This window comes from Streptomyces sp. SID8374, from assembly GCF_009865135.1.
In the GTDB taxonomy this organism is placed as follows: Bacteria; Actinomycetota; Actinomycetes; order Streptomycetales; family Streptomycetaceae; genus Streptomyces.
Genome location: NZ_WWGH01000001.1, coordinates 352,297 through 365,610, shown reverse-complemented (window position 1 = coordinate 365,610; position 13,314 = coordinate 352,297). Strand labels below are relative to the sequence as shown.

Sequence of the window (13,314 nt, the reverse complement as noted above, 5' to 3'; positions counted from 1 at the left end):
GCCGGGGGAGGTCTCAGAGGAGCCGCCACAGGTGGTCGGCCGTTCCGTTGTCGTCGTACTGGACGACATGGGCGCTGTCGGCCGTGGACATCCCGTCCACGCCGAGCACCTTGTCCGAGTTCCGGTTGCGGACGCGGTACCAGCCGCCCCCGTCCGGAACGAGCTGCCAGAGGTGGTCGGCGGTGTCGTTGTCGTCGAACTGCACGACGTGCGCGCTGTTCGCGGTGGACATCAGGTCGACGCCCAGCACCTTGCCGGAGTGCCGGTTGCGGATGCGGTACCAGCCGTCGCCGTTGGCCACCAGCCGCCACAGGTGGTCCGCCGTGCCCGTGTCACCGAACTGCACGACGTGGGCGCTGTTGGCGGTGGACATGCCGTCCACGCCGAGCACCTTGCCGGAGTGGCGGTTGGCGATCCGGTACCAGCGGTCCGCCAGCCACGGTTCCGCGTCCGGCGCGGCGGTCGGGAACGACGTGATCCGCAGCCGCGCCGCGCCCATCGGGACGAGCGTGACCTCCTCGACCGGCTCCGTGGAGCGCGCCGGGCTCGGCTGGAGGGGCGCGACCACGTGCTCGTCGTCCGCCGTCCACTCCGGGATTCGGCGGGCCCGGGCGGTCATGCTGAGCGGGGTGGTCTCCGACGTGAACGGGTTGTCGCCGGGGGCGCGGCCCGTGGAGCGGTGGCGCAGGTCCGCGGTGGGGCGGTCCGGATCCAGGACGAGGCCGTAGTTCCAGGGGCTCGTGGCGTGGACCGCGTACTCCGGGAACGTATCGCTGCCGCCGATCCGTTCGTACCGCTCACCGATCCGGAGCGAGTACGTCAGCGGCCCGTGGTCCACGCTGACGGAACCGTGGTTCTCCGCCCAGGCCCGTACGGCGGTCCGCTGCGGCAGCCGCAGGGTGACCCGGTCGCCGCCGGACCAGGTGCGGTCGATCCGGGTGAAGGCCGGGCCGGCGGGGGCGGCGACCCGCTGCCCGTTGACGCGGATCTCGGGGGCCGCGCACCAGGCCGGGACGCGCAGGACCAGGGGGAAGCGCAGCGGCTTCGGCGCGGTGAGGGAGAGGGTGACCGTGTCCGTGAAGGGGTAGCCGGTCTCCTCGGTGAACGTCACCTCCGTGCCGTCCGCGACCTTCGCGCTCACCTCGCTCGGCGCGTACATCGCCGCCGCGAGCCCGCCGTCCGGGGTGGCGAGCCACAGCTCCTCGGTGAAGTAGGGCCAGCCCATACCGTAGTTGTGCGGGCAGCAGCGGTACTGGTCGACGCCCGGCAGGTACGCCAGCATCGCGAACGGGTTCTGGAACTGGCGGTCGCGCTTGGGGGCGTTGTCCAGGTCCACGCTGTTGGCGCAGGTGATGTAGTGGACGGCCTTTCCCGATGGATCCAGCGACGCCGGGAGGGAGTTGAACGCCAGCTCCTCGCACCGGTCCGCCCACAGCGGGTCCCCGGTGATGCGGGTGAGCAGCTGGTGGCTGGCCATGAACTCGACGATCCCGCAGGTCTCGAACCCCTGGCGCGGGTCGCCGTGGCCGGGCCGGGCGTTCTCGTCCCCGGCGAACCCGCCGCCGGGGAACTGGCCGTAGGTGTCCATGGCCTTCGCGTACGTGCCGTAGGTGTTGCGGGTGTCGGTGGCCGAGCCGCTCCGCAGCGCGAACTGGGCCGGTTCGCGGAAGCCCTGGGCGATGTTGACGTTGTGCGGGTTGGCCAGGTTGTCGCCCCAGTCGGCCCCGTACCGGTGGATCTTGTCGATCAGGCCCAGGAGGAAGGCGTCGCCGGTCCGGTTGTAGAGCCACATCGCGCTGTCCAGGCCGTCGCCCCAACGCAGGGCGATCCAGCTGGTGTTGAAGGCGCCCGGACCCTGGGCGTCCATGTAGCGGAAGAAGCGGCTGAGGAACGGGATGATCCGGGTGTCGCCGCTGTACTCCTGCCAGGAGCGCAGCGTCTGGATCAGCGGCAGGAACGGCCAGAAGTCCGGGCCGCCGTTGAGCGAGGTCCGCAGCGTCTTGGGGCCGAAGAAGCCGTCGCTCTGCCCGGTGGCGAGGATCGCGTCCATCCAGCGGCGGGTGGTGGCCAGGGCGGCCTCGTCCCCGGTGACGATCGCGAGGTCGGCGTATCCGCGCAGCCAGTACGGGACCTCCTCCCAGCCGCTGCGGTCGGGGCGGACCCAGCCGGTCGCCGTGAAGTCCAGGAAGTGCGAGAACTCCTCGTACCGGCCGCACAACCCCTCCAGCTGGAGCCGGAGTTGACCCGCCAGCCAGCCGCGCGCCTTCACCTTGCCCGGCGGCAGCTTGAGGAACGCGGTCGGATGGAGGGGAGCGGCGTTGGGGGAGTAGTGGCCGCCGGGGGCAGCCGCGATCCGGTGGCGCCCGGGCGTCGCGGCGGTGGCCCACCGGCTCGTCGTGCCGGTGGCTACGGCGGTGGCCACGGCGGTGGTGATGAGCTGCCTGCGGTTCAGGGGCATCGGTACGGCTCCTGCTCTGAGCCGGGGGCCGCCTGAGCTGCGGTCGGCTCGGTGGGGGTGGTGGCCGCGCGCGGTGCGGGTGCGCGGGGCTGGTGCAGGGCGGGGCGTGCGGGGCGTGGTGCGCGAACCTGGTGCGGGGGCCGCCCGGCCGGGGGAGCGGCGGGGCGGCCGGTCGGGCGCGAGGAGCGGACGTGCGGTGAGCGCATGCCGAAGGTCGCCGTGGCGCGGGCGGTCCGGCGTACGGCATCCGTTCTTGCAACGTTGGAAATATGGCGTCCGGCGGTATGACAGCACGGTGCCGGGCGGCTGTCCAGAGGGTGCGCAGGACCCGTTGCCGTACGGCGGGTCGATTGCCGTACGGGCCCCGTCGGGGCGCCCCGTCGGGTGGCCGACACATTTTGGAAACGCACCGGCCCCACTCTTGCCGCCCGTGCCGCACCGCATATATAACGTTGTAAACCGAGCCGCCGACAGCCCGACCAGGCTCTCGCGACCGCTGTTCCCGCACGTCGGAGCAGGGCCGTGAGGAGTGCAGTGGCAGCAGCCGCCGCGCGGCCCATGCCTCGTCCCGCATGCCCGACCGCACGCCGCCGCGCGTGCCGTCAACCCGCCAAGGAGCGTTCCGCGCATGATGATCCAGCGTCGACCCCGTACCCTCGCCGTGGCCTGCCTCCTCGCCGCCACCGCCACGCTGGCCGCCGCCGGCTGCGCCAAGTCGGAGACCTCGAACAACGCGGGCGGCGACAGCAGCCAGGGCGCCCAGGAAGCCAAGTCCCCCGACTCCACCTCCGGTTCGGGCTGCTCGCTGGAGACCTACGGCGCGCCGAAGCTGGACCTGAAGAACGCCGTGGTCGGCTTCTCCCAGTCGGAGAAGGAGGCCAACCCGTTCCGGATCGCCGAGACGCAGTCCATCAAGGACGAGGCGAAGAAGATCGGCGTCAAGAAGCTCCTCACCACCAACGCCCAGTCCCAGCTCTCCAAGCAGATCAGCGACATCCAGGACATGCTGTCGCAGGGCGCCCAGTTCCTCATCGTCGCGCCGCTCAACTCCGACGGTCTGGAGCCCGCGTTGAAGGCGGCGGCGGCCAAGAAGGTGCCCGTCCTCACCATCGACCGCAAGGTCAACTCCACCGCCTGCAAGGACTATGTGGCCTTCCTCGGCTCCGACTTCGTGGAGCAGGGCAAGCGCGCCGCCGACGCGATGATCAAGGTGACCGGCGGCAAGGGCAAGGTCGCGATCCTGCTCGGCGCCTCCGGCAACAACGTCACCACCGACCGCACCAAGGGCTTCGTCGACCAGGTCAAGGCCGAGGCCCCCGGCCTGGAGATCGTCGCCCAGCAGACCGGCGAGTTCGCCCGCGACAAGGGCCAGCAGGTCATGGAGCAGCTCATCCAGTCCAAGCCCGACATCACCGCCGTCTACGCGGAGAACGACGAGATGGGCCTCGGCGCCCTCACCGCGATCAAGGCCGCCGGGAAGAAGCCCGGCAAGGACGTCAAGATCGTCTCGGTCGACGGCACCCGCAACGCCGTCCAGGCCCTGGCCAACGGCGAGTACAACGCGGTCATCGAGTCCAACCCGCGCTTCGGCCCGCTCGCCTTCGCCACCGCGCAGAAGTTCTACGCCGGTGAGGAGATCCCGGAAAACGTGATCATCACCGACCGGGAGTACGACGAGGCCAACGCCAAGGACTCGCTCGGCGGAGCCTACTGACCCCGACCGGACGGCCGGCCGCCGCGACGCCCCGCGCGCTCACGGCGGCCCGGCCCCCGTTCCCGTACCACCGGAAGGCCGCCGTCCCTGGCCTCCCGTAAGACCGGAAGCAACACCGGAAGGCCAGGATCCATGGCACCCACCGAAGCGACACCCCGGCACGCGGAGACCGCCGTCGCGGACCCCGTGCTCGAAGCCCGCTCGGTCAGCAAGCGGTTCCCCGGCGTCGTCGCCCTGGACGACGTCTCCTTCTCGCTGCGCGCCGGGGAGACCCACGCGCTCGTCGGCGAGAACGGGGCCGGCAAGTCCACCCTCATCAAGGTGCTGACCGGCGTCTACCAGTGCGACGAGGGCGAGGTGCGGGTCGCGGGTACGCCCGTCCGCTTCGCCCGGCCCTTCGAGGCACAGCAGGCCGGGATCTCCACCATCTACCAGGAGGTGAACCTCGTCCCGCTGATGAGCGTGGCGCGCAACATCTTCCTGGGCCGCGAGCCGAAGAACCGTTTCGGCCTCATCGACTTCGCCCGGATGAACCGCGAGACCACCGAACTCCTCGACGGCTTCGGCGTCCGCGTCGACCCCAAGCGCCCCCTGCACACCCTGGGCATCGGCACCCAGCAGATGGTCGCGCTCGCCCGCGCCGTCTCCGTACAGGCCCAGGTCGTCATCATGGACGAACCCACCTCATCCCTGGAGCCCCGCGAGGTCGAGACCCTCTTCCGGGTCATCGAGAACCTGCGCGGCCAGGGCATCGCCGTCCTCTACGTCAGCCACCGCATGGACGAGCTCTACCGCATCTGCGACCGGGTCACCGTCCTGCGCGACGGCCGCCACATCCACACCGGCGACCTGGCCGACCTGGACCGGATGCGGCTCGTCTCGATGATGCTCGGCCGCGACCTCGCCGAGGTCCGCCGCGAGGGCCTGACCAGCTTCGACGCCACCGGGCACGACGTGGCCCGCACCCCGGTCCTCACCGCCACCGGCCTCGACCGCCGCCACCAACTGCACGACATATCACTCCAGTTGTACGGGGGTGAGGTGCTGGGACTCGGCGGGCTGCTGGGCTCCGGGCGCAGCGAGACCGCCAAGGCGCTGACCGGCGCGCTGCCCCTGGACGGTGGCGAGATCACCGTCGACGGCAAGCGCATCGGCCGCCCCACCCCGGCCGCCGCGATCCGCGCGGGCATCAGCATGCTCCCCGAGGACCGCAAGGCGGAGGGGATCATCCCGCAGCTCTCCGTACGCGAGAACATCGTGCTCGCCGCGATGCCCCGGCTCTCCCGCGCCGGGATCGTCTCCCGCGAGAAGCAGGACCGGATCGTCGACATCTTCATGGAGAGGCTGCGGATCAAGGCATCCAGCCCCGAGCAGAAGGTCGGCGAACTCTCCGGCGGCAACCAGCAGAAGGTGCTCCTCGCCCGCTGGCTCTGCCTGGAACCCAAGGTGCTGCTCCTCGACGAGCCCACCCGGGGCATCGACGTCGGTGCCAAGGCCGAGGTGCAGAGCCTCATCGACGACCTCGCCCGCGAAGGCCTCGCCGTGCTGCTGATCTCCTCCGACATCGAGGAGCTGATCGAGGGCGCCGACCGCATCGTCGTCCTGCGGGGCGGCGCCGTCGCCGGTGAACTCGCCGGTGACGAGGTGGAGGAGAGCCGCCTCCTCGAAGTGCTCGCCGACCACACGCCCGCCGCCGAGCCTGCCGACCCCAGCCACGCGGCCGGCCAGGAGGACCCCCGATGACCACCCAGGCCACCCTGCCACGCCCCGCGAAGCCCCTGGCCCGGCTGCGCGACCCCGCCTGGTACCAGGAGTACGGCGTGTACGCGGCCGTCGCCGTCGTCCTGCTCTTCAACGCCCTGTTCACCGAGCACTTCATGACGGCCGACAACCTGCGCACCCAGCTCGTCCAGGTCGCCCCCATCGTCATCGTCGCGCTCGGCATGGCCCTGGTCATCGGCACCGAGGGCATCGACCTCTCCGTCGGCTCCACCATGGCGCTCGCGGCCGCCCTGCTGCCGCTCTACCTCGGTTACGGACTGGTGCCCGCGCTCCTGATCGCCCTGCTGGCCGGAGCGGTCGTCGGCGCGATCAACGGGACGCTCGTCTCGCTCGTCGGGCTGCAACCCATCGTCGCCACCCTCGCCCTGTTCGTCGGCGGCCGGGGTCTGGCCCTCGTCATGGCGGACGGTCAGCTCAAGCAGATCGTCAACCCGGACATCCTGGCGCTCGGCACCGGCTCCTTCCTCGGCATCCCGTTCGTCGTGCTCATCGCGGGCGTGCTCGCGCTGGCCGTCGCGTTCCTGGTGCAGCGCACCACCTTCGGCCGCCAGATCGTCGCCATCGGCGGCAACCGGGCTGCCGCCGGGCTCTCCGGACTGCCCGTCAAACGCGTCCTGATCGGCGTCTACATCCTCTGCGGCACGATGGCCGCGCTCGCCGGGATCCTCGCCACCGCCCGGCTCACCGCCAGCGACCCGTCCTCGCTCGGCACCCTCATGGAGCTCTCCGCCATCACGGCCGTCGTCGTCGGCGGCACCCCGCTCAACGGCGGCTCCATCCGGGTGCTCGGCACCGTCGCCGGCGCCCTGCTGATGCAGCTGCTGCGCGCCACCCTCGTCAAGCACGACCTGCCCGACTCCACCGCACAGATCGCCCAGGCGGCCATCATCATCGCCGCCGTCTACGTCGCCCGGGAGCGTCGGTCCCGATGAAGAACACCACACCCGCCGCCCCGGCCCCCCAGGTGCCGGCGCCGCTCAAGAACGCCCCCTCGCGCCCCGAACCCCGGCCCGAGCGCTCCACCGGCTCCCGCATCGGCGAACTCGTCCAGCGACAAGGCGTCCTCGCGGTCCTGCTGACCGTGATCCTCATCGCCTCGTTCGTCTACCCGACCTTCGCCAGCGTCGACAACGCGCGCGGCGTCACCGTCCAGGCATCCTTCCTCGCCATCGTCGCCCTCGGCATGACGCTGGTCATCATCACCGGCGGCATCGACCTCTCCGTGGGCTCCGTCTTCGCCCTCGGGGGCGTCCTGGCGGCCTGGGCCTCGCAGTGGGGCTTCCTCGCCGCGCTGCTCGTACCGCTCGTGGTCTGCGGGGCGATCGGGCTGGTCAACGGCCTCCTCATCGCCCGCGCGAACATGGCGCCCTTCATCGTCACGCTCGCCTCCCTCCTCGCGGCGCGCGGCATGCTCCTCGCCTTCACCGACGAGGGCGCCACCACCTACCTGGTCCCCAAGGACTCCGCCTTCGCCGAACTCGGCCAGGGCAGCGTCTGGGGCTTCGGCTATCCGATCCTCATCGCCCTCGTCCTCTTCGGGGCCGGCGGGCTGCTGCTCCAGCGGACCTCGTTCGGGCAGACCCTGTTCGCCGTCGGCGGCAGCAGCGACGCGGCCACCCTGATGGGCCTGCCCGTCGCCCGTACGAAGATCCTCGTCTACACCCTCAGCGGACTGCTCGCCGGGCTCGCCGGAGCACTGAACGCCGCCCGGCTCTCCTCCGGGGTCACCATCGTCGGCGTCGGCATGGAGCTGGACGCCATCTCCGCGGTCGTCATCGGCGGCACGCTCCTCATCGGCGGCGCCGGGTCCATCAGCGGCACCCTCTGGGGCGTCCTGCTGCTCGCCGTCATCCAGAACCTCATCAACCAGATCGGCTCGCTCAACTCCTCGTACCAGTCGGTGGTCAGCGGTGGCTTCCTTATCGTTGTCGTGGTGGCGCAGCGTTACCTCGCGCGCAGCCGGAGAACCACCTGAACCGGACGGGACCGTACGGACCGGGTCAGCGACGAGTCGAACCGAGTACAAGGAGTGCCGTGGGCGTCAGCCTCAAGGACGTAGCTCAACGGGCGGGCGTGTCCATCAAGACCGTGTCGAACGTGGTCAACAACTACCAGCACGTCACCCCCAAGATGCGGGCCAAGGTGCAGCAGGCGATCGACGAGCTCGGCTACCGGCCGAACCTCACCGCCCGCCATCTGCGCAAGGGCCGCACCGGGATCATCGCGCTGGCGGTGCCCGAGTTCGGCAACCCGTACTTCGCGGAGCTGGCCGGTGAGGTCGTCGACGCGGCCGCCCGGCACGACTACACGGTCCTGGTCGACCACACCGGCGGCCTGCGCGAGAAGGAGCTGCTGGTCAGCCAGGGGTTCCGGTCCCACGTCATCGACGGGCTCATCCTCAGCCCCATCCACCTGGAGACCGAGGACCTGATGGCCCGTACGGAGACGGCACCGCTGGTGCTGCTGGGCGAGCGGGAGTACGAGGCGCCCTACGACCACATCGCCATCGACAACGTGGCCGCAGCCCGCGAGGCCGTCGCCCACCTCATCGCCCTCGGCCACCGCCGGATCGCCTTCCTCGGCTCCCGTACCGGACAGGAACGCCAGCCCGCCCACCTCCGGCTGCGCGGCTGGCGCGAAGAGCTGGCCGCCTCCGGCATCGCACCCGACGAGTCCCTCGTGGTCGTCACCGACGGCTACGGGAGGGAGGACGGCGCCGCCGCCATGGCCTCGCTCCTCGACCGGGGCGAGCGGCCCGACGCCGTGTTCGCGTACAACGACATGATCGCGATCGGCGCCATGCGCACCATCACCGAACGCGGCCTCACCATCCCGGGCGACATCGCCGTCGTCGGCTTCGACGACATCGAGGAGAGCCGTTACGGGACCACCACCCTCACCACCATCGCGCCCGACAAGGCGGCCATCGCCCGGCTCGCCGTCGACAGCCTCGTCGAACGTCTCGCCGGCACCCCGGTCGCCGAACCCCGGCGGCCGCGCCCCGGCTACCGCCTCGTCGTCCGCGAATCCACCGGACCCCGCCAGTCCCGCTAGACGTCGTCCGCACCCCCCAAGGACTCCTCATGCCCACCGTGCACCGCAAACCGTTCGGCCGCGCCCACGGGCAGAGCGAGACCGACCTCTGGACCCTCGACTCCGGCACCGGCGTACGGGCCGAGATCCTCAGCTACGGCGGTGTCCTGCACAGCCTCACCGTGCCGGACACCGCCGGCGTTCCCGGCCCGGTGGTCCGCTCGCTGCCCGCCCTCGACGACTACACCGACAAGAACCCCTACTTCGGGGCGATCGTCGGCCGGTACGCCAACCGCATCGCCCACGGCCGCTTCACCCTCGACGGCACCACGCACCACATCCCCGCCAACGACCGGGGCCACGCCCTGCACGGCGGCCCCGAAGGCTTCCACACCAAGGTCTGGGCGGCGGCCCCCGACCGTACGGACTCCGCCGCAATCCTCCGCCTCACCCTGCACAGCCCCGACGGCGACATGGGCTTCCCCGGCGCACTCGACGTCACCGCCACCTACACCCTGGACACCGACGGCACGCTCGCCCTGGAGTACACGGCCGTCACCGACCGGCCCACCGTCGTCAACCTCACCAACCACGCCTACCTCAACCTCGGCGCCGACGACATCCTCGGCCACACCCTCCAGGTCGACGCCGACCACTACCTCCCGGTCGACGCAGGCTCCATCCCCGAAGGCCCGCCGGCCCCGGTCACCGGCACCCCGTTCGACCTCACCACCCCGCAGCCGATACGGAACGTCCTCTCCCGCCCCCACCCCCAACTCGCCCTGGCCGGAGGCTTCGACCACTGCTGGGTGCTGCGCGACCAGGCCCCCGGCACCCTCCGCCGCGCCGCCCGCCTCACCGCCCCCGGCGACCGGCGCACCCTGGAGCTGTGGACCACCGAACCCGGTCTCCAGGTCTACACCGCCAACCAACTCGACGGCGCGTTCACCGACGGCACCGGCCACCGCCACGAACGCCACGGGTCGCTCTGCCTGGAGACCCAGCACCTGCCCGACTCACCCAACCGCCCGGCCCACCCCAGCACCGTGCTGCGCCCCGGTGAAACCCTGCGCAGCCGCACCGAATGGCGCTTTCCACATCTGCACGGGAAGGCAAGCCGGTTGCGGCCCTCCGCAGCCCTCTGATCCACTCCCCGCAAGCCGCACAACGACGAACTGCCGACGCCCTGATCGACGGCGTGAGTACCCTGCTGCCCGCCGCCACGGGGGACCCGGAAGCACCCGCCCGGGGCACGGTGTTCAAGGTCGACCGGACCGCTGGCCGACATCCGCATCGGCGACGAGGTGTCCCTCTCGCTCTACGGGGAGGTGCAGAAGGAGGTCATCCAGGCGACCCGGGCCGACGAGTTCGGCGTGGACGTCACCCTCCGCGAGACCGCGACGATCTGCCTGGAACGGCCCGTCGGTACGGGGGCGGCCGCCGAGTCCATCGACACGGACCCCAACCCCTTCCTCGCCACCGTCGGCCTGCGCGTCGACGCGCTGCGCCGGGCCGGAACCCAGGTGTACGAGCCGGTGCACCGCTTCCGCCTGGAGCTGCCCACCGACACCTTCGGCGCCCTGGCCCTGGTCCTCGCCCGGTGACCGGCCCGGCCCCGGACCGCCCGCGCACCGACCACGACCCGCCGCACCGCAAGGAGTACCTGCTGCGCACGGTGCGGCGGGTCGCGGGGTGAGGCGCCTGCGGGTGAACACCGTCGGGCAGGACCGGATCATCGGAATGGACCGCCGGGCGGAGGCGTTCGCACGGGCATGACCTTCTCCGTTGACGTGACCGTGCGCGGCTACGAACTCGACACCCAGGGCCATCTCAACCAGGCCGTCTACCTCCAGTACGCCGAACACGCCCGCTGGGAGCTGCTGCGGGCCGCCGGGCTCCCCCAGGAGAAGCTGCTGGCCGACGGGGTCGGCCCGGTGCAGCTGGAGGTCACCGTGAAGTACCTGCGCGAGCTGCGGGGCGGGGAGCGGGTACGGGTCACCTGCCGCTTCGACTACGGCACCGGGAAGACGTTCACCCTGGAGCAGCAGATCATCAAGGAGGACGGCACCGTGGCCGCCGAGATCACCGGGGTGGCCGGCGTCCTCGACCTGGCCGCACGCCGCCTCGTCCCGGACCCGCAGGGCCGTCTGGCCGCGCTGGCGGGCAACCCGGACCTGCTGACCGGCTGACGTGCGGACGGGAGCGGTGGACGCCCCGCCCTCAAGGGCGGGGCGTCCACCGGTCAGGGGCGTGCGGTCATACGGGGGTGCCGACGACCAGGTGGTCGCCGGGGATGCCGGCCTTTCCGGGTGCGTAGTAGTCCTTGATCCCGGCGACCCACGTCTCCACCCGGATCCGGTCGCCGTCGGTCGGCTCGAACGCGTCGAAGAGGGCGTCGATGTTGGCGGGCTCGAACCCGATCGCCTTCATCAGCGCCATGAACAGGGGCCTTTCGATCAGGCCGTCGCCGTCCGGGTCGCCGAGCGCGGCCAGCGCCTCGGCGAACACGGCGACCGTCGCGTCGAACCGCTCCGGCGACAGCACGCAGGCGCTGAACTCCTCGAAGCTGATCTCCCCGTCCCCGTTGGCGTCGAGTTCGGTGAGCAGGGTCGTCCAGTACCGCCGGAACGCCGCACGCATCGCGTCCTTCGCCGCCTGGTCCGACGCATGCGCCTCCCGCACGACGCGTTCGGCCATGAGGTCGAAGTCGTCGGCCTCCAGGACGCCGTTGGCGTTGGCGTCGAACAGGGAGAAGACGAGCGCGACCCGCCGGGTGGCCTCAGTGGTCATGAATCCGTCAGCTTTCACCGTACGGTCCCGCCGACCGGAGCCCGGTCGGCCCACCCACTGTCCGGCCGAAGAGCCCCGGGCACGGCGAAAGCGGTAGCCCTTTCACCTGAAGGACGGAACTGCCCGCGCCTAAACGTCGAGTTGAGGCAGACGCCGGAACGCCGCGCTCCCGCACGCCCCGGTGCGGGCGGCGGGAGTGCGGTCGGCGCTTCCGTACAGAAGGAGACCTCGCTCCTGTACGGAAGCAGACCTCGGCGTCGCTACCAGGTGACGGGCAGCGCGTGCAGGCCGTAGACGACCGCGTCGTACTTGAAGGGGATACGGTCCCTCTCCTCGGCGGCCCGCAGGGTGGGGATCCGCCGGAAGAGCGTCGGGTAGATGACCTGGAGCTCCATCCTGGCCAGGGGCTGGCCGACGCAGTGGTGGGTCCCGGCACCGAACGCCTGGTGCAGGCGGGCGTTGCGGGTGATGTCGAGCCGGTCGGGGTCGGGGAAGACGGCGGGGTCGCGGTTGGCCAGCTCGCCGAGGAGGATCACCCCGTCACCCGCGCGAATGGTGGTGCCGCCGACCTCGATGTCCTCCACCGCTGTCCTGCGGCGCCCCAGATGGACGATGGAGAGGTAGCGCAGCAACTCCTCCACGGCGGTGGCGACGACGGACGGGTCGTCGGTGTCGCGGATGCGGGCGAGCTGGTCGGGGTGGTCCAGGAGCAGCAGCGTGCCGAGGCTGATCATGTTGGCCGTGGTCTCGTGGCCGCCGAGGAGCAGCAGGACGCCCATGGTGGCGGCCTCGGCACGGGTCAGCTCCCCGGCCTCGATCCGCCGGGCGAACGCCGAGAGCAGGTCGTCCCCGGGCTTGGCCTGTTTCTCGCCGACGAGCTGGTGGAGGTAGTCGACGAGGCTGCGGTGGGCCAAGCCGCGTTCCTCGGCCGTCGCGACGGCCGAGACCAGGGTCTTGCTGTTGGTCTGGAAGAACTCGTGGTCGCTGTAGGGGACTCCGAGCATCTCCGAGATGACCAGGGACGGGATCGGCAGGGCGAGGGCCGTCACGAGGTCGGCCGGGTTGGGGCCGGCCAGGAGCCGGTCGATGTGGTCGTCGGCCATCCGCTGCACGAGGGGGCGCATCGCCTCGACCCGTTTGACGGTGAACGCGCCGCTGACCATGCGGCGCAGGCGGGCGTGTTCGGGGTCGTCCATCCCGACGAAGCTGAGGTCGGTGCCGCCCGCGTGCGCGTGCCGCGGGTCGACGGGGCTGGGGAAGCCGGGGCGGGAGAACTCCGCGCTGAGCCGGGGGTCCGAGAGCAGGGCCTTCTGCTCGGCGTGGCCGGTCACCGCCCAGGGGGTGGTGCCGCCCCACGACCGGACCCGGGTGAGGGGGCCGTGGTCGCTCAGCGCGCGCATCTCCGGAGAGGGGTCGAAGGGGCACTTGGCCGAGCGGGGCTGGGGGAAGTCGGGGAGCCCGGTGGGGGCGGTGGTCGTGGAATCGGTGGTCAAGGTCTTCCTCCGGTGCGGTGGGGGGAGAGGTGCGGAGGCACCTC

At 71.4% G+C, this 13,314-nt stretch carries 10 protein-coding genes and 1 pseudogene; 8 read left to right on the top strand and 3 right to left on the bottom strand.

Translation table 11 applies throughout. The features are described from left to right. Positions 1–13: 13 nt before the first annotated feature. Positions 14–2,458, bottom strand: coding sequence for an RICIN domain-containing protein (locus GTY67_RS01545; RefSeq protein WP_161277514.1), 2,445 nt, complete (start codon positions 2,456–2,458; stop codon positions 14–16). Between the two features lie 628 nt (positions 2,459–3,086). On the opposite strand from GTY67_RS01545, the gene GTY67_RS01540 reads away from it, so the two are divergent. The 8 genes and pseudogenes from GTY67_RS01540 to GTY67_RS01505 all read left to right on the top strand — a co-directional run bounded on the left by GTY67_RS01540 (position 3,087) and on the right by GTY67_RS01505 (position 11,176). Further along, complete coding sequence (locus GTY67_RS01540; RefSeq protein ID WP_109167089.1) at positions 3,087–4,172, top strand: ABC transporter substrate-binding protein; 1,086 nt, start codon at positions 3,087–3,089, stop codon at positions 4,170–4,172. Positions 4,173–4,304: 132 nt separating this feature from the next. Beyond that, the gene (locus GTY67_RS01535; RefSeq protein WP_093694238.1) at positions 4,305–5,915 is read left to right on the top strand and encodes a sugar ABC transporter ATP-binding protein; all 1,611 of its coding nucleotides are present in this window, start codon (positions 4,305–4,307) and stop codon (positions 5,913–5,915) included. Then, entirely contained in the window at positions 5,912–6,886 is a 975-nt protein-coding gene (locus tag GTY67_RS01530) for an ABC transporter permease (protein WP_093694239.1), read from the top strand. Before GTY67_RS01535 ends, GTY67_RS01530 begins: the two co-directional genes overlap by 4 nt. After that, complete coding sequence (locus GTY67_RS01525; protein ID WP_093694240.1) at positions 6,883–7,929, top strand: ABC transporter permease; 1,047 nt, start codon at positions 6,883–6,885, stop codon at positions 7,927–7,929. The genes GTY67_RS01530 and GTY67_RS01525 overlap by 4 nt, the downstream gene beginning before the upstream one ends. A 59-nt stretch (positions 7,930–7,988) precedes the next feature. After that, complete coding sequence (locus GTY67_RS01520; RefSeq protein WP_093694241.1) at positions 7,989–9,008, top strand: LacI family DNA-binding transcriptional regulator; 1,020 nt, start codon at positions 7,989–7,991, stop codon at positions 9,006–9,008. Positions 9,009–9,037: 29 nt separating this feature from the next. Then, on the top strand, positions 9,038–10,132 hold the full coding sequence (locus GTY67_RS01515; protein WP_161277513.1) for an aldose epimerase family protein: 1,095 nt from the start codon (positions 9,038–9,040) through the stop codon (positions 10,130–10,132). 35 nt (positions 10,133–10,167) lie between these two features. Continuing rightward, positions 10,168–10,683: pseudogene (locus tag GTY67_RS01510) on the top strand (hypothetical protein); the annotation flags it as partial. A gap of 76 nt (positions 10,684–10,759) precedes the next feature. Next, positions 10,760–11,176, top strand: a complete 417-nt coding sequence (locus tag GTY67_RS01505) for an acyl-CoA thioesterase (RefSeq protein WP_161277512.1) — start codon at positions 10,760–10,762, stop codon at positions 11,174–11,176. A gap of 67 nt (positions 11,177–11,243) precedes the next feature. On the opposite strand, the gene GTY67_RS01500 is transcribed toward GTY67_RS01505, so the two are convergent. Together GTY67_RS01500 and GTY67_RS01495 are read right to left on the bottom strand one after the other, a co-directional pair. Next, entirely contained in the window at positions 11,244–11,777 is a 534-nt protein-coding gene (locus tag GTY67_RS01500; RefSeq protein WP_093694243.1) for an EF-hand domain-containing protein, read from the bottom strand. 260 nt (positions 11,778–12,037) lie between these two features. Further along, complete coding sequence (locus GTY67_RS01495) at positions 12,038–13,270, bottom strand: cytochrome P450 (protein ID WP_237502536.1); 1,233 nt, start codon at positions 13,268–13,270, stop codon at positions 12,038–12,040. Positions 13,271–13,314 lie beyond the last annotated feature (44 nt).

Excerpts from the sequence above, each read along its gene's own strand:
- GTY67_RS01500 (WP_093694243.1), bottom strand. The coding sequence starts at position 11,777 with ATGACCACTGAGGCCACCCGGCGGGTCGCGCTCGTCTTCTCCCTGTTC.
- GTY67_RS01545 (WP_161277514.1), bottom strand. The coding sequence starts at position 2,458 with ATGCCCCTGAACCGCAGGCAGCTCATCACCACCGCCGTGGCCACCGCC.
- GTY67_RS01525 (WP_093694240.1), top strand. The coding sequence starts at position 6,883 with ATGAAGAACACCACACCCGCCGCCCCGGCCCCCCAGGTGCCGGCGCCG.
- GTY67_RS01515 (WP_161277513.1), top strand. The coding sequence starts at position 9,038 with ATGCCCACCGTGCACCGCAAACCGTTCGGCCGCGCCCACGGGCAGAGC.
- GTY67_RS01505 (WP_161277512.1), top strand. The coding sequence starts at position 10,760 with ATGACCTTCTCCGTTGACGTGACCGTGCGCGGCTACGAACTCGACACC.
- GTY67_RS01530 (WP_093694239.1), top strand. The coding sequence starts at position 5,912 with ATGACCACCCAGGCCACCCTGCCACGCCCCGCGAAGCCCCTGGCCCGG.
- GTY67_RS01540 (WP_109167089.1), top strand. The coding sequence starts at position 3,087 with ATGATGATCCAGCGTCGACCCCGTACCCTCGCCGTGGCCTGCCTCCTC.
- GTY67_RS01535 (WP_093694238.1), top strand. The coding sequence starts at position 4,305 with ATGGCACCCACCGAAGCGACACCCCGGCACGCGGAGACCGCCGTCGCG.